The organism is Brevundimonas sp., from assembly GCF_051860745.1.
Classification (GTDB): Bacteria; Pseudomonadota; Alphaproteobacteria; order Caulobacterales; family Caulobacteraceae; genus Brevundimonas.
In genome coordinates this window covers 26,963-46,666 of sequence record NZ_JBHYDN010000014.1, presented here as the reverse complement: position 1 = coordinate 46,666, position 19,704 = coordinate 26,963, and the positions used below count along the sequence as shown (strand labels likewise).

23 protein-coding genes are annotated in these 19,704 nt (G+C 66.7%); 12 read left to right on the top strand and 11 right to left on the bottom strand.

Annotated elements, in window-relative coordinates; translation table 11 throughout:
• The first annotated feature begins 65 nt into the window (after positions 1-65).
• Complete coding sequence (locus ACTIEW_RS13425) at positions 66-266, top strand: hypothetical protein (RefSeq protein ID WP_439478408.1); 201 nt, start codon at positions 66-68, stop codon at positions 264-266.
• A 92-nt stretch (positions 267-358) separates the two neighbouring features.
• Complete coding sequence (locus ACTIEW_RS13420; protein WP_439478407.1) at positions 359-871, top strand: nuclear transport factor 2 family protein; 513 nt, start codon at positions 359-361, stop codon at positions 869-871.
• A 3-nt stretch (positions 872-874) separates the two neighbouring features.
• Here the strand turns inward: ACTIEW_RS13420 and ACTIEW_RS13415 are convergent, their stop codons facing one another.
• Positions 875-1,768 carry an oxygenase MpaB family protein gene (locus ACTIEW_RS13415; protein WP_439478406.1) on the bottom strand — a complete coding sequence of 298 codons (894 nt, stop codon included), beginning with the start codon at positions 1,766-1,768 and terminating at the stop codon, positions 875-877.
• On the bottom strand, positions 1,750-3,150 hold the full coding sequence (gene trmFO, locus ACTIEW_RS13410; RefSeq protein ID WP_439478405.1) for a methylenetetrahydrofolate--tRNA-(uracil(54)-C(5))-methyltransferase (FADH(2)-oxidizing) TrmFO: 1,401 nt from the start codon (positions 3,148-3,150) through the stop codon (positions 1,750-1,752). Before trmFO ends, ACTIEW_RS13415 begins: the two co-directional genes overlap by 19 nt.
• 63 nt (positions 3,151-3,213) lie before the next feature.
• On the opposite strand from trmFO, the gene ACTIEW_RS13405 reads away from it, so the two are divergent.
• The 3 genes from ACTIEW_RS13405 (at position 3,214) to ACTIEW_RS13395 (ending at position 6,192) form a co-directional block, all read left to right on the top strand.
• The gene (locus ACTIEW_RS13405; RefSeq protein WP_439478404.1) at positions 3,214-4,146 is read left to right on the top strand and encodes a hypothetical protein; all 933 of its coding nucleotides are present in this window, start codon (positions 3,214-3,216) and stop codon (positions 4,144-4,146) included.
• Between the two features lie 65 nt (positions 4,147-4,211).
• On the top strand, positions 4,212-5,108 hold the full coding sequence (locus ACTIEW_RS13400) for a hypothetical protein (protein WP_439478403.1): 897 nt from the start codon (positions 4,212-4,214) through the stop codon (positions 5,106-5,108).
• A gap of 145 nt (positions 5,109-5,253) precedes the next feature.
• Positions 5,254-6,192 carry a lysostaphin resistance A-like protein gene (locus ACTIEW_RS13395; RefSeq protein WP_439478402.1) on the top strand — a complete coding sequence of 313 codons (939 nt, stop codon included), beginning with the start codon at positions 5,254-5,256 and terminating at the stop codon, positions 6,190-6,192.
• 4 nt (positions 6,193-6,196) lie between these two features.
• Here ACTIEW_RS13395 and uvrA read toward each other — a convergent pair whose 3' ends face one another.
• Together uvrA and ACTIEW_RS13385 are read right to left on the bottom strand one after the other, a co-directional pair.
• Positions 6,197-9,103, bottom strand: a complete 2,907-nt coding sequence (uvrA, locus tag ACTIEW_RS13390) for an excinuclease ABC subunit UvrA (protein ID WP_439478401.1) — start codon at positions 9,101-9,103, stop codon at positions 6,197-6,199.
• A 161-nt stretch (positions 9,104-9,264) separates the two neighbouring features.
• Positions 9,265-9,753, bottom strand: coding sequence for a group III truncated hemoglobin (locus ACTIEW_RS13385; protein ID WP_439478400.1), 489 nt, complete (start codon positions 9,751-9,753; stop codon positions 9,265-9,267).
• Positions 9,754-9,906: 153 nt separating this feature from the next.
• Here ACTIEW_RS13385 and ACTIEW_RS13380 point away from each other — a divergent pair, with 153 nt between their 5' ends.
• Entirely contained in the window at positions 9,907-10,038 is a 132-nt protein-coding gene (locus ACTIEW_RS13380) for a hypothetical protein (RefSeq protein WP_439478399.1), read from the top strand.
• Positions 10,039-10,095: 57 nt separating this feature from the next.
• On the opposite strand, the gene ACTIEW_RS13375 is transcribed toward ACTIEW_RS13380, so the two are convergent.
• Genes ACTIEW_RS13375 through ACTIEW_RS13365 form a run of 3 tightly spaced genes read right to left on the bottom strand, consistent with a single transcriptional unit; the run spans position 10,096 to position 11,938 of the window.
• Complete coding sequence (locus tag ACTIEW_RS13375) at positions 10,096-10,539, bottom strand: flagellar basal-body protein FlbY (protein ID WP_439478398.1); 444 nt, start codon at positions 10,537-10,539, stop codon at positions 10,096-10,098.
• Entirely contained in the window at positions 10,536-10,832 is a 297-nt protein-coding gene (locus tag ACTIEW_RS13370) for a rod-binding protein (RefSeq protein ID WP_439478397.1), read from the bottom strand. The genes ACTIEW_RS13375 and ACTIEW_RS13370 overlap by 4 nt, the downstream gene beginning before the upstream one ends.
• On the bottom strand, positions 10,832-11,938 hold the full coding sequence (locus tag ACTIEW_RS13365) for a flagellar basal body P-ring protein FlgI (RefSeq protein ID WP_439478396.1): 1,107 nt from the start codon (positions 11,936-11,938) through the stop codon (positions 10,832-10,834). The genes ACTIEW_RS13370 and ACTIEW_RS13365 overlap by 1 nt, the downstream gene beginning before the upstream one ends.
• A gap of 183 nt (positions 11,939-12,121) precedes the next feature.
• On the opposite strand from ACTIEW_RS13365, the gene ACTIEW_RS13360 reads away from it, so the two are divergent.
• The 3 genes from ACTIEW_RS13360 (at position 12,122) to gltX (ending at position 14,569) form a co-directional block, all read left to right on the top strand.
• A complete protein-coding gene (locus ACTIEW_RS13360) occupies positions 12,122-12,547 on the top strand; it encodes a flagellar assembly protein FliX (RefSeq protein WP_439478395.1) in 426 nt (141 codons plus the stop codon).
• A gap of 185 nt (positions 12,548-12,732) precedes the next feature.
• On the top strand, positions 12,733-13,164 hold the full coding sequence (gene dksA / locus ACTIEW_RS13355; protein WP_439478394.1) for an RNA polymerase-binding protein DksA: 432 nt from the start codon (positions 12,733-12,735) through the stop codon (positions 13,162-13,164).
• 70 nt (positions 13,165-13,234) lie between these two features.
• Positions 13,235-14,569 carry a glutamate--tRNA ligase gene (gene gltX, locus ACTIEW_RS13350; protein ID WP_439478393.1) on the top strand — a complete coding sequence of 445 codons (1,335 nt, stop codon included), beginning with the start codon at positions 13,235-13,237 and terminating at the stop codon, positions 14,567-14,569.
• A gap of 127 nt (positions 14,570-14,696) precedes the next feature.
• Here gltX and ACTIEW_RS13345 read toward each other — a convergent pair whose 3' ends face one another.
• Both ACTIEW_RS13345 and ACTIEW_RS13340 read right to left on the bottom strand, forming a co-directional pair.
• On the bottom strand, positions 14,697-14,993 hold the full coding sequence (locus tag ACTIEW_RS13345; protein WP_439478392.1) for a CC_3452 family protein: 297 nt from the start codon (positions 14,991-14,993) through the stop codon (positions 14,697-14,699).
• A gap of 126 nt (positions 14,994-15,119) precedes the next feature.
• Positions 15,120-15,722 carry a TIGR00730 family Rossman fold protein gene (locus tag ACTIEW_RS13340; protein WP_439478391.1) on the bottom strand — a complete coding sequence of 201 codons (603 nt, stop codon included), beginning with the start codon at positions 15,720-15,722 and terminating at the stop codon, positions 15,120-15,122.
• Between the two features lie 231 nt (positions 15,723-15,953).
• Here ACTIEW_RS13340 and ACTIEW_RS13335 point away from each other — a divergent pair, with 231 nt between their 5' ends.
• A complete protein-coding gene (locus ACTIEW_RS13335) occupies positions 15,954-16,565 on the top strand; it encodes a hypothetical protein (protein WP_439478390.1) in 612 nt (203 codons plus the stop codon).
• 311 nt (positions 16,566-16,876) lie between these two features.
• Positions 16,877-17,173 carry an Arm DNA-binding domain-containing protein gene (locus tag ACTIEW_RS13330; RefSeq protein ID WP_439478389.1) on the top strand — a complete coding sequence of 99 codons (297 nt, stop codon included), beginning with the start codon at positions 16,877-16,879 and terminating at the stop codon, positions 17,171-17,173.
• Here ACTIEW_RS13330 and ACTIEW_RS13325 read toward each other — a convergent pair.
• Positions 17,139-18,092, bottom strand: coding sequence for an IS481 family transposase (locus ACTIEW_RS13325; RefSeq protein ID WP_439478388.1), 954 nt, complete (start codon positions 18,090-18,092; stop codon positions 17,139-17,141). The two genes, ACTIEW_RS13330 and ACTIEW_RS13325, sit on opposite strands and share 35 nt — an antisense overlap.
• 664 nt (positions 18,093-18,756) lie before the next feature.
• Here ACTIEW_RS13325 and ACTIEW_RS13320 point away from each other — a divergent pair.
• On the top strand, positions 18,757-19,164 hold the full coding sequence (locus ACTIEW_RS13320) for a hypothetical protein (protein ID WP_439478387.1): 408 nt from the start codon (positions 18,757-18,759) through the stop codon (positions 19,162-19,164).
• Between the two features lie 52 nt (positions 19,165-19,216).
• On the opposite strand, the gene ACTIEW_RS13315 is transcribed toward ACTIEW_RS13320, so the two are convergent.
• Positions 19,217-19,648, bottom strand: coding sequence for a hypothetical protein (locus ACTIEW_RS13315; protein WP_439478386.1), 432 nt, complete (start codon positions 19,646-19,648; stop codon positions 19,217-19,219).
• Between the last annotated feature and the right edge of the window lie 56 nt (positions 19,649-19,704).

Sequence of the window (19,704 nt, the reverse complement as noted above, 5' to 3'; positions counted from 1 at the left end):
CCTGTCCGCTGCAACTCTTCGCTTCGTGCCGCGTATCTGTTCCCGGGAAGACGGGGGACGGGGAGATGGTGATCAAGCGTGAGCTGGCCCGGGTGGGTGATCGGGTGCTGATCCAAACCCAATTCATCGGGGTCAGCGGACAGGTATGCAGCGTTGTCTATGAGCTGACAGGACCCACACCCGAGTATTTCACGGACTACCTCCTGGCCGAGCGCGCCCTGCAACTGAGCAGTGCGGACCGGGAATCCTGCGACGTCACGGGCTGAGGCTCGACCGGATGGGCGCAAGCAGGCATTGCCGGGAGACCGGATGCGGTCTAGCGAACTGTGATCCGTGAACAGCTCGTCTGGGGAGTCCCATGAACAATCGTCTTGTCTCCATCATCGCCCTGGCGGCGATCGGCGCCATGGCCGCGCCTGTGTCAGCAGCGGAGCCGCCGCGGGCGGTCATGGTGGCCGATGCGGCGAGCGACGCCGCCAACCGGGCTGTGGTTGAGAGCCTCTACCGGGCCTTCGGGGCCGGGGACGGGGCCACCATCGCCGGCCTGCTCGCCGCCGATCTGGTCTGGATCGAGGCCGAGAGCGGCCCCTATGCCGACCGCAATCCCTACAATGGTCCCGGCGCGGTGTTCGAGGGCCTGTTCGCCCGGATCGGGGCCGAGTACGAGGGGTTTGTGGTGACGCCGGTCACCTATCTGGTCAGCGGTGACCGGGTGGTGACCATGGGCCGCTATACCGGGGCCAACCGGGCGACGGGCGAGGCGCTGGACGCCCAGTTCGCCCATGTTTTCACAGTCTCGGACGGCAAGGTCACCCGGTTCCAGCAGTACACCGACACGGCCCAGTGGATGGACGTCACGACGCCAGACTGACCTTCAGTCGCGCGGCCAGACCGTTACTTCGGCGGGCCAGACCTCATGGTTCGGCGAGCCGGCATAGGCCCAGCCGAGGGTGCGGGCCAGGGCATGAGCGCCGGCGCGGACCACGTGCGCCGGCGGCGTCTTCAGGCCGTGCATCGTCCCGGCCCAGTCGGGCAGGAGGTCGACACCTGCCTGCATGATCACAGCCGAGGCGGCGTCAGTCAGCGCAGCGCCGACCGACTGGTTCAGCACCAGTTGGGCCACCTCGCGGGTGCGGGCGTCGGCGCGCAGGGTCGAGCGCATCGACTGGATCAGGGCTTCCGCTGAGGCCCTGTCGCGGGGAACCGGGTCGGCCCCGAGCCGCTCGGCGACCAGCGCCATCCCGGCGAAATAATTATCCTGATCGGTGGCCGACATGCCGGGCTCGGCGTAGCGAATCCAGGCGTTGAGGAAGCTGATCGCCTCGGTGACATGGACCCAGGCCAGCAGGGTCGGGTCGCCGGCCTGATAGGGCGTTCCGTCGGGCAGGAACCCGCCGATCCGGTCGTGAATACCCCGAACCCGGTCGATGGCGGCGATCCCGTATTCGGCGTGGTCATAGGTGGTGACGGCGATGAATTTGGCCGTGCGACGCAGCCGTCCGTGCATGTCGGAGCGGAAGTCTGAATGGTCCCAGACCCCGGCCAGCACCGCCGGATGCAGCATCTGCAGCAGCAGGCCCGAGACGCCGCCGATCATCATGGTGACGATGTCGCCATTGACCCGCCAGGCCACGGAGTCGGTCGCGAACAGGGCGTCGGCCCGGCGCAGGATCGGCCGCTCGCCCTTTGCGGCGTCGTTGAACAGCGCGGTGATCCGGCGGCGGATGAGAACCTTGGCGGGCTCCAGGATCACGTCGCGTCCCGCCACGCCTTCAGCGCCTCGATCGCCCGCACGCTCATCAGCCGCTTCTTCGCCCGGCCGCGTTCCTTGAGCGGGATTTTGACGCCGGCTTCGTCGACCTTGGGCGCCTCAAGCGGCGGAAGCAGGCCGTAGTTGATGTTCATGGGCTGGAATTTGGAGATGCCGCCGGGGCCGTCGAGGTGGCCGCCGGTGATGTGTTCGACCAGCGCCCCCATGGCGGTGTGAACGGGCGGGGCTTCCAGCGGGCGCCCCAGCCGTTCGGCGGCGGCGAGGCGGCCGGTCAGCAGGCCCATGGCGGCGCTCTCGACATAGCCCTCGACGCCGGTGACCTGACCGGCGAAGCGCAGCCGCGGCATGGCCTTCAGGCGCAGCTGACGGTCCAGCAGTTTGGGGCTGTTGAGGAAGGTGTTGCGGTGCAGGCCGCCGAGGCGGGCGAACCGGGCTTCGTGCAGGCCGGGGATCATGCGGAAGACCTCGGCCTGGGCCCCGTGCTTCAGCTTGGTCTGGAAGCCGACCATGTTGAACAATGTGCCCAGCGCGTTGTCCTGACGCAGCTGGACGATGGCATGGGCCTTGACCTGGGGGTCGCGGGGGTTGGTCAGGCCGACGGGCTTCATGGGGCCGTGGCGCAGGGTTTCGCGACCGCGCTCGGCCATAACCTCGATGGGCAGGCAGCCGTCGAAATAGGGGACATTCTCCCACGCCTTGAATTCCGCCTTGGGGCCGTTCAGCAGGGCGTCGATGAAGGCCTCGTACTGTTCCTTGTTCATGGGACAGTTGACGTAGGCGGCGGCGTCTCCGCCCGGGCCCTCCTTGTCGTAGCGCGACTGACGCCAGGCGATGTCGAAATCGATCGTCTCGGCGTGGACGATGGGGGCGATGGCGTCGAAGAAGCTGAGCGCGTCCTCGCCGGTCAGGTCGAGGATGGCGGCGGCGAGGGCGGGCGAGGTCAGGGGGCCGGTGGCGACGATGACATTGTCCCACTCCTCCGGCGGCAGGCCGGCGATCTCTTCGCGCACGATGGTGACGAGGGGGTGGGCTTCCAGCTTCGCCGTGACCGCCTGCGAAAAGCCGTCGCGGTCGACGGCCAGGGCGCCGCCGGCGGGCACCTGATGGGCGTCGCCGCAACTCATGATGATGGAGTCGAGCGCCCGCATCTCGGCGTGCAGCAGGCCGACGGCGTTGTGCTCCCAGTCGTCGGAGCGGAAGGAGTTGGAGCAGACCAGCTCGGCCAGCCCGTCCGTGTGGTGGGCGTCGGTCGTGACGCCGGGTACGCCGCGCATCTCGTGCAGGACCACGGGCACGCCGGCCGAAGCGATTTGCCAGGTGGCTTCCGAGCCGGCGAGGCCGCCGCCGACGACGTGGATGGGCTTCAGGATGTCCGTCATAGGCGGCTTCTAGCGGGGGCGAAGGAAAGGGGCTAGCTTGGCCTTGGGCTTGGGGAGGCTGAAATGGCGGGATTTTCAATCGGGACGGCGATCGGCGAGGCGTTCAGCCTCATGCGGCGGCGACCGCTTGCGGTGTTTGTCTGGGGGCTGCTGATGGTGGCGCCCTCGGTGGCCAGCGTGGCGCTGATCCTGCCGATGATGGGCGAGGTGTTCACCTCCATCGCGGCGGCCGGCGCCGACCACGAGCAAATCCATGACGCGATGATGGGCGACATGATGCAGATGCAGGGGGTTTCGTCCCTGCTAAACCTGTTGCAGCTGGTGCTGACCGTGATCGTCTATACGGCGGTCATGCGGGCGGTCGTGCGGCCCCGCGAGACGTCCTTCTTCTCCCTGCGGCTGGGGATGGACGAGTTGAGGGTCGCGGTCGTCGGCGTCGCCATCGTCGTCGGCTTCTACCTGCTGGCGTTGATCCTGATCCTGCTGGGCGTGGGCATCGGTTTCGCGGTCTGGGGGCTGGGCGAGCCGTTCAACTGGATGATCATTGTGGCCATGTGTATCGGCCTGTTTCTGGCGATCTGGCTGGGTGCTGCGCGGGTGAGCCTGATGGCGCCGGCCAGCGTCCTCAACAAGACCTTCGCCTTCGAGGAGGGCTGGAAGTTGGGCCGGGGCCGGACCGGCGCGCTGTTCGGCATGATGCTGCTGATCCTGCTGATCATCGTGGTCGCGGAAGTGATCGTTTTCGGCATCGGGATGGCGGTCATGGCGATTACGGCCGGGGGGATGGACTGGTCCCAGATCCATGCGTCGATCGAGGACAATCCGATTGCAGGGTTGCAGGCGCTGTTCCTCGCCAACTGGCCGTGGATCACTGTCGCCGCCCTGATCATTTCGGCACTCTATGGATTTCTGCTCACCTTGGGCATTGCGCCCTTCGCCTCGGCCTGCCGGCAGTTGTCCGCCCAGGCTGCGCCGGCGGCGGAAGACGCTCACTGACACGAGCCGTTCGCACAGCGGACGGGATCAACTAGACTGGCCCGATAGTCGGGCGGGAGGATTCGATGGCATTTTCAGCGACAGACGCGGCGTTCGAGGGGTTCAGGGTTGTGCGCCGGCGCCCCATGACGCTGATCTTCTGGGCCCTGTTCTATGGGCTGATCATGGTCGGGGCCTTCGCCTTGCTGGGCCCGAACCTGATCGGTTTCGTCACGGCGACCGAACAGCTTGAACAGTCCGGTTCGACCCCGTCGCTGGAAGACTTCGCGCCCATATTCCAGATGATGGGCCTCCTGTTCGCTGTCCTGTTGCCGCTCAGCCTGATCGCCAGCGCCATGATCTACGCCGCCGTCTCACGCTCGGTGTTGCGACCCGGCGAGAGCGCCTTCGGCTATCTGCGGCTCGGAATGGACGAGGTCCGGGTGCTGGCCGTGTCGGTGGTTCTGTTCATCGTCTTCATGGTGCTGATGGTCGTAACAAGCGGGATCATCGGCGCGGTGATCGGGATGACCGTGGCGGCGGAAATGCCGGCCCTGTGGTTGCTGGTAGTGCTGCTGATCCTGGCCGCGATCTGCGCGTTCATCTGGCTGTCCGTGCGGCTGAGCCTCGCGATTCCGATCACCATGGCCGAACGGCGGATCGCCATTTTCGACTCCTTCGGCTTCACCAGGGGTCGCTTCTGGCCCCTGCTGGGCATGGCGTTGCTGGCCTGGGTGATGAGCATCGTCGTCGGCCTGCTGGGCTCGCTGGTGGCCATGCCGCTGCAACTGGCGACCGGGGGAGGCATAGCGGCGCTGAAGGGCCTGGAAGACGAAAGCCTTCAGGTCATCCTCCAGTCGGCCTGGCCGGCGATCGCCGGCTGGATCCTGATCAACGCGGTCATGTCGGCGTTGCAGGTCGCGGTTCTCTATGCGCCGTTCTCCGCGGCCTACCGCGACATGAAGGGCGGCGCGTCCGACTAGTCAGTATGGCGGGCAGGGGGCCAAGCCGGCCTCCGCCCGTGAGCCGTCCCGAACCAAATCCTGTGCCGGGCGCATCCATTCGTCGCCGTCGTCGCCTCATGCCCGGACGGACTCCTGTCCGCAGAACCCTCACAAGGAGCGCCGCATGACCGGCATTGAACTGTACGCCGAGCGCAAGCGACGGCATCGGCGGACCTGGACGATCGCGGCGATCGTTCTCGGACTGGTCTTCATGCTCGGCGGCCAGTTGGGGGCGTATTTTCCGGCCATTGCGGCAGGCTTCATCACCCCTGGCGGGGGGTCGGACGGCTGGCCGCAGCTGGTCTATGAGCTCGGCGCGGCCTTCGGTCTGGGCTCGGTTCTGCTCCTGCTCTGGGTATGGCTGTTCGAGCGGCGCGGGCCGGAGACGCTGGGCCTCAATGCGAAGGGGCCGCTGCGGTTCGTCCGCGGGTATCTGCTGGGTCTGGCCTTCCTGACGGTCGTGGTCGGCGTGATCTGGGCCGCGGGCGGCTATGTGGTCGAGGGCGCCGGGGCGTTCGGCTCGGCCGCCGTCGGCGCGGCCCTGCTGCCCATCGGCGCGCTGATGCTGGGTTTCATCATCCAGGGCTCGTCGGAGGAACTGCTGTTCCGTGGCTGGTTGATGCAGTTGATCGCGTCGCGCCACGGGATCTGGATCGCCGTCGTCGCCAACTCGGCCCTGTTCGCCCTGGCGCATGCGGGGAATATCGAGCCGTCGAACGAGCTGTACGTCGGCCTGGCCAACATCGTTCTGTTCGGCCTGTTCATCAGTCTCTACGCCGTGCGCGAAGGCTCGCTGTGGGGCGTGTGCGGCTGGCATGCGGCGTGGAACTGGCTGCTGGGCCTCGGTTTCGGGCTGGAGGTGTCCGGGATGAAGATCGACAGCCTGCCCCTGATCACCGACCTGACGGCGGCTCCGGGCGCGGCATGGTGGCTGACGGGCGGAGCCTTCGGACCGGAGGCCAGTCTGGCCACCACCGCGGTGCTGCTGACGGGCACGGTCGTGCTGATCCTGCGCGGCCGGACCCGGGACCACGGCGTGGAAGCGGCGCCGGTCACGGCCTGAGGGGTCAGGCGCTCTTTCGGAGCGCCGCGACCCGCGCCTTGCGGCGGGTCTCGTGGCGGTCGAGGATGTCCCTGAGGTATTTGCCGGTCCAGCTCTTCGGATTGGCGGCGACCTGTTCGGGGGTGCCGACCGCGACGATCTCGCCGCCGCCGTCGCCGCCCTCGGGACCGAAATCAAGCAGCCAGTCGGCGACCTTGATGACATCGAGATTGTGCTCGATGACGACGATGGTGTTGCCGTTGTCGACCAGCTCCTGCAGCACCTCGAGCAGTTTGCGGATGTCCTCGAAATGCAGCCCTGTGGTCGGCTCGTCGAGGATGTAGAGGGTCTTGCCCGTGGCGCGTTTCGACAGCTCCTTGGACAGTTTGACCCGCTGTGCCTCGCCGCCTGACAGGGTGGTCGCCGACTGGCCGACCTTGACGTAGCCGAGGCCGACGCGGTTCAGGGTCAGCATCTTGTCGCGGATCGAGGGCACGGCCTTGAAGAACCCGCCCGCCTCCTCGACCGTCATGTCGAGCACGTCGCTGATCGACTTGCCTTTGAAGACGATCTCCATGGTCTCGCGGTTGTAGCGTTTGCCCTTGCAGACGTCGCAGGTGACGTAGACGTCGGGCAGGAAATGCATCTCGATCTTGATCAGGCCGTCGCCCTGGCAGGCTTCGCAGCGGCCGCCCTTGACGTTGAAGCTGAAGCGGCCGGGGCCGTAGCCGCGGGCCTTGGACTCAGGCAGACCCGCATACCAGTCGCGGATCGGGCCGAAGGCGCCGGTGTAGGTGGCCGGGTTGGAGCGCGGGGTGCGGCCGATGGGCGACTGGTCAATGTCGATGACCTTGTCGAACAGCTCCAGCCCCTCGATGCGGTCGAAGGGGGCCGGGGCATCCGAGGCGTTGTGCAGCCGGCGCGCGGCGGCCTTGTAGAGGGTCTCAATGGTGAAGGTCGACTTGCCGCCGCCGGACACGCCGGTGATGCAGGTGAAGACGCCGCCGGGAATCTCGCCGGTGACGTTCTTCAGATTGTTGCCGGTGGCGCCGCTGATCCTCAGCATCTTCTTGCGATCAATGGGGCGGCGGCCCTCGGCGGGCAGTTCGATCTCGCGTTCGCCGGTCAGGTATTTGGCGGTCAGGGAGTTGGGATTGGCCATGACCTCGGCCGGCGTGCCCTGGGCGCAGACCTCGCCGCCGTGGATGCCGGCGGCCGGGCCCATGTCGATGACATGGTCGGCGGTCAGGATCGCCTCCTCGTCATGCTCGACGACAAGGACGGAGTTGCCGAGGTCGCGCAGGCCGCGCAGGCTTTCCAGCAAGCGGGAGTTGTCGCGCTGGTGCAGGCCGATGGACGGCTCATCCAGCACATAGAGCACGCCGGTCAGGCCCGAGCCGATCTGGGAGGCCAGACGGATGCGCTGGCTCTCGCCGCCGGACAGGGTGCCCGAGGCGCGCGACAGGCTGAGATAGTCGAGGCCGACATTGTTGAGGAAGCGCAGCCGGTCGGTGATCTCCTTCAGGATGCGGCGGCCGATCTCCAGCTGTTTGTCGGTCAGCTGGGCGTTCAGGGCGGTGAACCACTCGTGGGCGTGTTTGATAGACAGCCAGGACACCTCGGCGATGTCGGTGGCCGCGACCTTGACCGCGAGGGCCTCAGGCTTGAGGCGTTTGCCCAGGCAGACTTCGCACGGGGTCTCGGACTGGAACCGGCCCAGCTCCTCACGCACCCAGGACGAGTCGGTCTCGCGCCAGCGGCGTTCGAGGTTCGGCAGCACGCCCTCGAAGGCCTTGGAGACCTCGTACTTACGGGCGTTGTCGTCATAGGTGAATTTGATCTTCTCGGACCCGGTGCCGCGCAGGATCACGGTCTGGGCCTGTTCCGGCAGGTCGCGCCACGGCACATCCATCGAGAAGCCGTAGTGGCGGCTAAGCGACTGCAGGGTCTGGGTATAGAGGGGCGAGGGGCCGCGCGACCACGGGGCCACGGCCCCTTTGTGCAGATGTTTGTCGCGGTCGGGGATGACCAGATCGGCGTCGAAGGCCAGCTTGTTCCCGAGGCCGTCGCAGGTCGGGCAGGCGCCGAACGGATTGTTGAACGAGAACAGCCGCGGCTCGATCTCGGAGATGGTGAAGCCGGAGACCGGGCAGGCGAATTTCTCGGAGAAGGTCAGGCGGCGCGGCGCGGTCTCGCCGTCCGCGACATTGGCCCACTCGGCCACGGCGATGCCGTCGGCGAGGCCGAGCGCGGTCTGCAGACTGTCGGCGTAGCGGCTTTCGAGACCTGCCTTGGTGACGATGCGGTCCACGACGATGTCGATGTCGTGCTTGAATTTCTTGTCGAGCGTCGGGGCGTCCTCGATGGCGTAGAATTCGCCGTCGATCTTCAGCCGCTGGAAGCCCGAGCGCTGCCACTCGGCCATCTCCTTGCGGTATTCGCCCTTGCGGCCGCGCACGACGGGGGCCAGCAACAGGATGCGCTCGCCCTCGGGCAGGGCGTTCAGCTTGTCGACCATCATCGAGATGGTCTGGCTCTCGATCGGCAGGCCGGTGGCCGGCGAATAGGGCACGCCCACGCGCGCCCACAGCAGACGCATATAGTCGTGGATCTCGGTCACCGTGCCGACGGTCGAGCGCGGGTTCTTCGAGGTGGTCTTCTGTTCGATCGAGATGGCCGGCGACAGGCCCTCGATCAGGTCCACGTCGGGCTTGCCCATCAGTTCAAGGAACTGGCGGGCGTAGGCGCTGAGGCTCTCGACATAGCGGCGCTGGCCCTCGGCGTAGATGGTGTCGAAGGCGAGCGAGCTTTTGCCCGAACCCGAAAGGCCGGTCATGACGACGAGCTTCTCGCGCGGGATGTCGAGATCGACGCCCTTGAGATTGTGCTCGCGGGCGCCGCGCACGCGGATGAAGTTGTGCTTTTCGATCATGAGGCCTGAAGGCTGGGGAGTCCGGGAACGCGACAGGGCCGGGGAGGGTCCGGCGCGACGCCGCTATATGGGGATCAATTCGCGGAATTCAGCAAGAACAATGTGAGAACATGGCGGCGGGGATCAAGCCTGCTGACAGCAAATGTCAGCAGGGTCCGGCGTCAGATCGGCGGCGTTGCCGGCTCTGTCGGCCGCAGGTACCGCTCGCCCTTGCGCAGCAGCACGCCGTTGGCGCCGGCGATGCCCAGTTCGAGGCTCTCCGCGATGCGGCGCGCGCGCTCAATGAAGTGAGCGGCGGCGGCGGACGGGCAGATTTCGGCGGCCGTGGCCTCGAACAGCTCCAGCCAGCGGTCGAAATGGCGGGCGTCGACGGGCAGGGGCAGGTGTTTCGGCATCGGCCGTCCGTGATAGGCGCCGCTCATCAGGGCCACGGATGACCAGAACAGGCGCATCTGCTCGAGATGCGGACCCCAGTCCTTGATCCGGTCGGCGAAGACGGGGCCGAGCAGTGGATCGGCGCGGACGCGGTCGTAAAAGGCGTCGACGAGACGGGCGATCATGGGTTCGTCGATGCCGGTTTCGGCGCGGATCTGTTCGACGATCGCCTCACGACGACTGGCGGGGGACTCGGTTTCGGAGGCGGGCTGCATGCCTGGAATCTAGGGGCTCGGGAGGCTCTTCGCCATTCCGGGATACCCCGCGAAGGCGCTCGCCCGCCACGGAGGTTGGCCTGAAAGGGCTTGCACCGTGGGCGCTTCCTCTGCATCTTGAGGTCTTCGAGTGAGTATCACTGGAGTTCGACGATGATGATCAGCGCACTGGAAATCGGCTTCGGCCTTTCCGCCACGCTGATGGCGCTCGTCTTCGCCCTCAGCCTTCCGCGGCCCAAACGGGTCCGCGTTCGCGCCCGTCGCGACACCACGCCGCGCGGCTAGGCCGCTCCTCCACCCAATCAAACGCCGAACTCGTCCGACGGCGAAGCTGTGTCCGGCTCAGGCCTGGCGGTTGAAGGCCACGGCGCGGCCGTCGCCGGCGTTGGCCTTGCCCGAGGCGCCGTAGGCCGTGGGGCTGCCGCGCTGGCCGGCGACCTCGGCGGCGATGGTTCTGACCAGACCCTCCGATACGATGCGCGCGGCCTCGACGGCGCGGGAGTGGCGCGACAGCACGGCCTCAAAGGCCTCGGTGGCGCGGATCAGGGCGGTCTTGTCGGCGACGGAAGCCGCGGCGACCGAGGCGGGATTGGCCTTCAACTGGGCTGACTCGCGGCGGTAGGTGTTGGCGAGATCCTGGGTCCCGGCAAGGGCGGCGGCGGCGTCCTGGGGACGGTGTGATTCAAAGACCTTTGACTCCTCGCTCAGCCGGGAGGTCAGGCGGGTGGTCAGGTCGATCAGTTGGCGGACCCGGGCGGTGGCGTTCAGCGTGGCGGCGTCGGTCATTGACCCTGCTCCTGCATCTTCAGCATCTGGGCGACGACCTGGTCGGCCAGGCCGATGCCGCCGCCGCGGACGGCCTGTTTGGCCATGGCGTCAACCAGAAAGCCGCGCCACGTGCCCTCGGCCTCGCCGCCGCCGAAGGGGGCCTCGGTCGAAAGGCCTTCGAACATCGGCTTGAGCATCTGCGACAGGAAAGATGCCTCGAACGCCTCGGCCGTCTCGCGCATGCGGGCGGTGACGACGGCCGGCGCCGTGGCCGGGGGCAGGGTGGCGGGGGAGACGATCGGGTCGCTCATCACATCACCTCGATTTCGGCCTGGAGGGCGCCGGCGGCCTTGATGGCCTGCAGGATGCTGATCATGTCGCGCGGGCTGACGCCGAGGGCGTTGAGGCCGTTGACCAGGGTGGACAGGGAGGCGCCGCCGCCGACGATCCGCATCTGGCGGCCCAGCTCCTCCTCGACTGACACATCAGACTGGGGCACCACGACAGTCTCGCCGCCGCGGCTGAAGGGTTCGGGCTGGCTGACCAGGGGCGTCTCCTGCACCGAGATGGTCAGATTGCCCTGGGCGATGGCGACGGTGGAGACGCGGACCGCGTCGCCCATGACGATCACGCCATTGACCTCGTCGATGATGACGCGGGCCGGGGAGTCGACCATGACCTCGAGGTTCTCGACCCGGCTGATGAAGCCGGCCATGCCCATCTGGCCGGGCGCGCGCAGGGCGACGACCGTGCCGTTCTCCGCCAGGGCGGAGTTCGGATAGATCTGGTTGATCACGGCGGCCATGCGCTGGGCCGTGGTGAAGTCGGGATTGCGCAGGGTCAGCCGCACCTCGGTCATATTGGCGAGGTGGAAGCCGGTCTCACGCTCGACCGTGGCGCCCGAGGCGATGCGGCCGGCGGTGGGGACGCCGCGGGTGACGGAGGAGCCGGAGGAGCCGCCGCCCGAGACCGCGCCGGTCTGGATCGAGCCCTGGGCGACCGCATAGACCTGACCGTCGGCGCCCTGGAGGCTGGTCACCAGCAGGGTGCCTCCGAGCAGGCTCTTGGCGTCGCACATTGAAGCCACGCTGACGTCGATTCGAGCGCCGGGCGTGGCGAACGGCGGCAGTTCGGCCGTCACCATGATGGCGGCCATATTCTTGGAGTTGGCGTTGGCGCCGCGGATGTTGACGCCCAGCCGTTCGGTCATGCCTTCCAGCGACTGGCGGGTGAAGGGGCAGTTGCGCAGGCTGTCGCCGGTGCCGTTCAGCCCGACTACGAGGCCGTAGCCGACCAGCTGGTTGGAACGGACGCCCTCGACCGCGGCGATGTCCTTGATCCGTGACTGGGCCAGGGCCGGAGACGCGAATCCGGCCAGGGCGGCGGCGGTCAGGAGGGAAGCGAGCAGTTTCTGCATAGGCGGGGCGTCCACGAACTGTTGCGTCCCGTGTCATGCCAGCGACGTGCCAAGGGAAAAGTGTAGCAAAAACAGTGATTGGGTGGGTTCCAGGTCGGGCGATCACGGCAGAAACTGCCGGGCCGTTAACCAAGCGGTGACGCGGCGGCGATAATGGTCCGGCATGTGCTGGAGTCGCATGCCATGAAGGTTACAGGCCCGTCCGGACCGTCCTCGGCCCAGGGGTCCCGCGCCGCACGCGCCAGCGGCGGCTTTTCGGTGTCGTTCGCCGGCTCGGCCGCCAGCGCGGGCGTCACTACTCCGGCCTCCGCGCCGTCCGCGTTGACCGATGTCTCGGCCCTGATGGCGTTGCAGGGGGTCGACGACGTCACCGAACGGCGGCGGCGGGCGATCCGGCGCGGCGGCGGCCTGCTGGACCGGCTGGAGGAGCTGAAACTGGCCCTGCTGATGGGCGAGGCGGGCGACGGCGCACTGGACCGGCTGACGCGGACACTGCGCGAAGAACGTCCGGTTGACGCTGACGCGGGACTGAACAACCTGCTCGACCAGATCGATCTGCGCGCCGCGGTGGAGCTGGCCAAGGCGGATTTACGCCGCAGTGCAGCATAAGTCTCCGAAATCCCTTGAAAAAGCGGGATCGGCGAGCGCCGGGTGATGAAGAAATGTCACGGTCGCGAACGGACTCTCAGCTTCACGGGTCACGCTCGCGCGAGTGTTGTTGCCGCGACTCTTCGCCATCCCTATAGGCAGGGCTGCGCCACAGGGGGGCGCTGATAAAGACCGTGAGTGCGATTATGACCGCATTGGCGTCTGTGATCGTCGAGCCGGCCGCGTACAGGCCGTCCGACGACGAGCCGTTCATGAATGAGCGGCAGCTGGCCTATTTCAAGGGCAAGCTGACGGACTGGAAGGATGACATCCTTCGCGAGTCCAAGGGGACTGTCGTCAACCTGAAGGCCGAGACGGAAAATCATCCGGATCTGGTCGACCGGGCGTCTTCGGAATCCGACCGTGCGCTTGAGCTGCGCACCCGCGACCGGCAGCGCAAGCTGATCTCCAAGATCGACGAAGCGCTGCGCCGCATCGAGGACGGCTCCTACGGCTATTGCGAGGAGACCGGCGAGCCGATCAGCCTCGGACGGCTGGAGGCCCGACCCACGGCGACGCTGTCGGTCGAGGCCCAGGAACGGCACGAGCGCCGTGAACGGGTCCACCGCGACGACTGATCCGGCGGCGACGCCTTGACTTGAGGGGTGCGGAGCGCGACCTACGCGCCTCGCGTTTCAAGGTCTCCTCATGTCCGTCAAGGTCCGTTTCGCCCCGTCGCCGACGGGTAAGCTGCACGTCGGCAATGTCCGCACCGCCCTGGTCAACTGGATGTTCGCCAAAGGACAGGGCGGCAGGTTCGTGCTGCGCATCGACGACACCGATCTGGCGCGGTCCACACCCGAGTTCGAACAGGGGATCGAAGACGACCTGACCTGGCTGGGTCTGGTCTGGGACGAGCGCTACAACCAGTCGAAGCGGTTCGACCGCTATGAGGAGGCCGCCGCCCGGCTGAAGGCCGCGGGCCGGCTGTACGCCTGCTACGACACCTCGGAAGAGCTGGACCGCCGCCGCAAGGTGCAACTGTCGCGCGGTCTGCCGCCGATCTATGACCGGGCCGCGCTGGAACTGACGGAGGCGGAGAAGGCGGCCTATGAGGCCGAGGGCCGTCGGCCGCACTGGCGTTTCAAGCTGGATGGCCGCCGCGTGGCCTGGGAGGACCTGTCGCGGGGGCAGGCCGAGGTGGACACGACCTCAATGTCAGACCCGGTGCTGATCCGCGAGGACGGCCTGTTCCTGTACACCCTGCCATCGGTCGTGGACGATATCGACATGGCGATCACCCACGTCATCCGCGGCGAGGACCACGTCACCAACACCGGGGCGCAAATCGAGATTTTCGAAGCCCTGGGCGCGACCGTGCCCGGGTTCGCCCATATGCCGCTGCTGATCGGCGCCGACGGCCAGGCCCTGTCCAAGCGGCTGGGCTCGCTGTCGATCGCCGAGATGCGCGAGCAGGGCTATGAGCCGATCGCCATCACCAGCCATCTGGGCCGGATCGGGACTTCAGACCCGCTGGAAGTCGGGACCTCGATCGACGCCCTCGGCGCCGGCTTCGCTTTTTCGAAGATGGGCCGGTCGCCGGCGCGCTACGACACGGCCGATCTGGACCGGCTGAACGCCCAGTCGCTGCACGGGATGGACTATACGACGGCCCGGCCGCGGCTGGCGAAACTGGACGCCGATCTGGGTGAAGCCTTCTGGAACGGGGTGCGAGGCAACCTTCAGAAGTTCGGAGATATCGTTGAAATGGCGGCGATCGTGCGCGGGCCGGTCACGCCCGTGATCGAGGACACGGCCTTTGCGGCAGCGGCCCTGGCGGCCTTGCCCGAGGTCATTGATGAGACGCTGTGGCCCGTGTGGACGGCGGCCGTGAAGGAGGCTACCGGGGCCAAGGGCAAGGCCCTGTTCATGCCGCTGCGGATGATGATCACCGGTCAGGCGCACGGCCCCGACATGGCGACGCTCGCGCCGATGATCGGTCGCGAGCGCATCGTCAAACGGCTGAGCGGCGAGACGGCCTGAGGTCGGCCCAGGCCGCCCTCAGGCTCGTTTCATTCGGGCCGCGGTCAGGAGGCTCCGCCTCCTCGACCCGACGCGGCTTGATGTTGGGCCGTGGTCAGAAGGCTCCGCCTTCTCGATCCGACAAGGCCTATGCGTTGCAGGCCGCGATCTGTTCGGCCGACAGGACGACGCCCTTGTAGCTGAACGACGACACCGGGCCGAAGCGGGCGACGACGCGGCGGCAGGCGCGGGTGGCCGGCTGGTTGGAGCCGCCGCTGGCGGTGCAGGAGGCGCCTTCGCAGCGCCAGGAAGCGCCGTCGATGATGGTGGCGACGGCCGGGGCGCGGGCGGCGTCGGCGAGGACGGCGCTGGTGGCTGGGGCCGGCTCCTGGGCGAAGGCGGGGGCGGCGGCGAACAGGGCCGCGGCAATGAGCAGAGCACGCATGGGGAGGTCTCCGGATTGGCGGGACGGTCATCCGTCCCGCGCCGCCAATGTCCGTTTTCTTACGCAACCGTCAAGGTGCGTATCTAAAAGAAACCTACGAACGCCGACTGACTGACCATTGATTACTTATCGGCGATCATGTTGCAAGTGCGGCATGTCCGCCGCCCCCTGCATGGCCGCGATCGCAGCCTCCACTGTGTCACAGACAACCCAGGCCTCGCGGAAGCTGGCGGGAGTCATGCCCTCAGCGATGCTGTGCTCCATGACGGCCAGAAGCGGCTCCCAGAAGCCGTTCAGATTCAGGAAGATGACGGGCTTTGAGTGGAGGTCGAGCCGCTTCCAGGACAGAACCTCGATGACCTCTTCCAGCGTGCCGACGCCACCCGGGGCGACCACGAATGCGTCGGACTGGTCGTACATGATCGTCTTGCGATCGTGCATCGACGGCACGATCAGGGTCTCGACCTCGTCGAACAGCCGTTCACGACTGCGCAGGAAGCCGGGCATGACGCCCAGCACCCGGCCGCCGGCCTCATGTGCGGCCCGGGCTGACGCGCCCATCAGGCCGACGCCGCCGCCGCCATAGACCAGTCGCCAACCGGCCCTGGCCGTCTGCTCGCCAAAGGCGCGGGCCGCGGCGGTGTAGGCCGGGTCGGACAGGTCGGACGAACCGCAGAACAGGCAGACGGACTGTCCGTCGAAGGGCTGGATGGCGACAGGCGAAGACATGGGGCCTCGGGAACGGATGGGAGACAGCGGCCGCCTCGGCGCGCTATCTGGACCGATACTCCTAGCGGTCGGATGCACGCGATGAAACGGGCCATATTTGGCGAGGCGGCGATAGCGGTCCTGATATGCGTCGCGAACGCCGCCTGTTCTCCGCCGGCTCCTGCGACGGCGGAGAAGGCCCGGGTCCCGGCTGCGGTGGGGGGATGGACCCGCCCGCCGATGATTGGTTCGGTGCAGCGCATTCCGGGCGGTCTGGTCTTCTCGGGGCTGGCGGAGCCGGGCGCCCGTGTTGTGCTGCGCAGTGATTCCGGCCCGGCCCATGCCGCTGCGGCCGATGATCAGGGACGGTTCGAGATTCGCGTGACCGCTCCGGCCGGCGACCTGTTGCTGCGTCCCGAGACCCAGGTGGGTCAGGACGCCGCCCCGGCTCCGGAATGGTTGCTGATCGTGGCGGGAGGCCGGGGTCCCGTAGCAATCCTGCGTGCGGGCGGGGCGACACGGCGGCTGGACCGCGCGCCGCCGCTGGGCGCAGTCGACAGCGACGGCCGAATGCGGCTGGTGTCAGGCCGCAGTGCGCCGGCGGGCGCGCCGATCGATCTTCAGGCCGGGGGCGAAAGCGGTCGGGTGACGCCGGACGCTTCAGGCCGCTGGAGCCTGGTGCTGACTCCATCCGTGGGACCGGATGAGATCCGCGTCGGCGGACGGGCCTTCATCTGGCCCGGCGAGGGGGCAGGGAGGGTGGACTCAGGGACGCAGGTCGAACGCGCGGGCGCCGGCTGGCGCGTGGTCTGGAGCGGCCCGGCCGGCGGGCGGCAGACGACCTGGCTGCCGGACGCGGGATGACTGGTTTACGATCGATTAACCAATTCAGGGCAACGGAAGAATGTCTTCCATCTTCGAGGACACCCACCATCACCGAACTTCTTCAGCCCGGCGCTCGCGTCGGGCTTTTTTTCGGTCTGACGCTGTGGTGGGGAAGAGAGTGGCTCCGCGGGTAGTAGATTTCCTACTGTCCATAGGAGTCCACGGTAGTCTTTTGACCTCTCCTAACTAGCAGATGCCTAAGGCATTTCCCATTCTATGGGTCCACCACCGTCTAGCTTGATCTATATGAAAGGCGGCCTCGAGGGTGGGGTCTGCGGTGGGGTCTGGATATGGGAAAGCTGACTGACCTAGCGGTCAAACACGCCAGACCGGGGAAGCACAGCGACGGCGAGAACCTGTATCTTGTCGTGAAGTCAACTGGCACAAGGTCGTGGCAATTCTGGTTCAGGCGCTCGGGAAGGCGTCGCGAAATGGGCCTTGGTAGCTATCCAACAGTAAAGCTTGTTGATGCTAGGCGCGCGGCCCTCGGGGCGCGTGTCATCCTCGCCCAAGGTGGAGATCCGCCCAACGAACGAAACGCAGCTGCGAAGGCTAGGTGTGGAGCCTCAACAGGTTGTCCTCGTTGAGGGCGAGTCTGCTGATGGGCGTTTGTAGTTTGATGCCGCCGTGGGGTCGATGCCAGTTGTATCGGTGCAGCCAGAACGGCAGTTCGGCGGCGCGTCGGTCGGAGCTCTGGTATTTCTGGGCGTAAGCCCATTCCCGCAGGGCGGTCTGGATGAAGCGCTCGGCCTTGCCGTTGGTCTTGGTGTAGGGCCTTGTCCGGATGTGCCGCAGGCCGAGAGCCTTGCAGGCGTCGCGGAAGGCGAAGGCTTTGTAGCAGGAGCCGTTGTCGGTCATGACCCGGGTTACGGTCACGCCGAGGCCGGCGTAATAGTCGATTGCCGCCCTCAGGAAGGGAACGGCGCTGGCGGCCTTTTCGTCGGGCAGTATCTGGCTGAAGGCGATGCGCGAGGCGTCGTCGATCGAGACGTGAACGAACTCCCAGCCGACGCCGCGCCCGTTGGACTGTCCGGTTCGATCGCCGGTGACGCGATGGCCGGGCTGGTCGAAGCGGCCGAGCCTTTTGATGTCGATGTGGATCATGTCCCCGGGATGGTCGCGCTCGTAGCGGCGGACCGGCTCGGGCGGTTCCAGGTCGCGGATGCGGCTGAGACGGACGCGGCGCAGGATCCGGCTGACGGTGGCCGGCGACACCTTGGCGTCGCGGGCGATCTGCTGGCCGGTGAACCGCTGTCGGCGCAGGGCGATAATCCGCTCCTGGACCTCGGGCGGGGTCGGGGCTCGCAGTCGGTGCGGACGCGACGAACGATCCGCCAGACCCGCCGCGCCCTCGGCTCTGAACCGGTTCACCCACTTGCCGACGGTCTTGGGATCGACGCCGAAGGCCGCCGCCACGACCCTGCGGGGTTGGCCCTGATCCAGCACCCGCCGCACCAGCTCGGCTCGACTATGCGCCGTCAGCCGGGCATTCTCATGCACGTTCATTCGGTCCTCCAGGGGAGTCTCTGAAGTCTGCAACTCCAGCTTCCCCGGCCCGGACCGGATGGACAACCTATTGAGAGCTCACATCTAGCTAAAGCCCGGATGGAGGGCGGCGGTTGGACAGTTTTCAGGCCGGGGACGTTCAAGGGTAACAAGTCATTCTACGTCGTAGGGGCGCTCCAATCGGAGCGCCCTATGTGGGAGACGTGTCGAGCGTTCCTCTCGGGAAGCGGCCTCTGTGAGGTCACCGCTTCCCGAGAGAAGACTTGGCATACGGTTATCCTGTGGGAGAGCATCGGGCTGTGGCCCCACGTCCACCTCCCGAGGGGCTCCTACATGGAACAGGTGCGAGACCTGTTTTGGGCCGAGCCCTAGTGGATTGATTCTCACGCTTGGCGCCCACCTTGCGGCCCTACTCTCGAAGTCGCCGCTCGGGCTTTCTACCCGTGAGCAGACCTTCCGAGGTTCCGAGAAGGGTCGAACCCGGTCATAGGCTCCAGGCTCGCAAGCTCAGTGATCCAACACCTTTTGCTCCGGTTGCCGGGTAAAGGATGCAATCGGCTTCCTGGAGATGGCCGGGCTATTTATTCTTTATTACCCAGGTTCATTCACGCCGTTTCAATCGCACCACGATAGGTTTCCCTACTGAATACTAAAGGGTCACCTGATGAAAAGACTGATCTTGGCGCTAGTAGTCGCCAGCATTCCCGCAAGCGCGGGAGCGGACCCCGCCAACGGTAGTCAGTCACTGACGCTCGGCGGTTATGTTCCTCTGGTTTGCCGAGCCGACTACACGGCGGCGATCTCGTTTCGGCCGGACGGAATCATTAATCTCGGCTCGGTGCGGGAGTTCTGTAACTCGGGGACCGGCTATCAGGTAGTTGTAGAATATACACCGACCGGCGCGCCCGGCGCATTGATCCTGAACGGCGACGAAATCGCTCTCGATCCGAACGGCAGCACGGTGGTGGCCGAGGTGGAGGGACCGGCAATCCTGACTCGGAACATCGCTTACCGGCCCGGTTCCCAGCCGATCACCTCCATCCGGTTCAGGTTGGAGGCGGACACGGTCTGAAGACGACGAGCGGACCCGGGCACCAACTTCCCGCCCATTGACGCCCGCGCCCTCAGGGTTCGGCGGAGATCGTCAGGGTCAGAATATCCCTGTAAATTCCAGCACGGAGCCCGGCTACGCCGCTCGTGTCGGGATCAATGATCAGCGGCAGGATCGCCGTCCCCTGGTCAAGGAGGATGGTTCCGCTCGTGGTGGAGGCTTGATAGGGCGTCGTTTCGCTGATCAGCGCCCCTCCCAATGTCACGGCATAAGGTAAGGTATAGCTGCCGGCGCCGGCCGCAGTGTTGCGAAGCACGCCGCTCTGTTCGGATGCCAGGGTGACGCGATAGGCACCGGTCGCCTGGGCGTGAATGTTGACGCTCTGAACCGGTTCATCCACATCCAGCACGCCGAAATCCAGCAGGCCGCTACTCCCGGCACCAGCGACGGTCATCATGAATCCGCTCACGACGTTGAGCGTCCCCACTTGCTCCAGGTTGATCACCTCATCCGGGCTAGCGGCATAAACGATGAAAGGTATATCACTTCCCGGAGCAATTG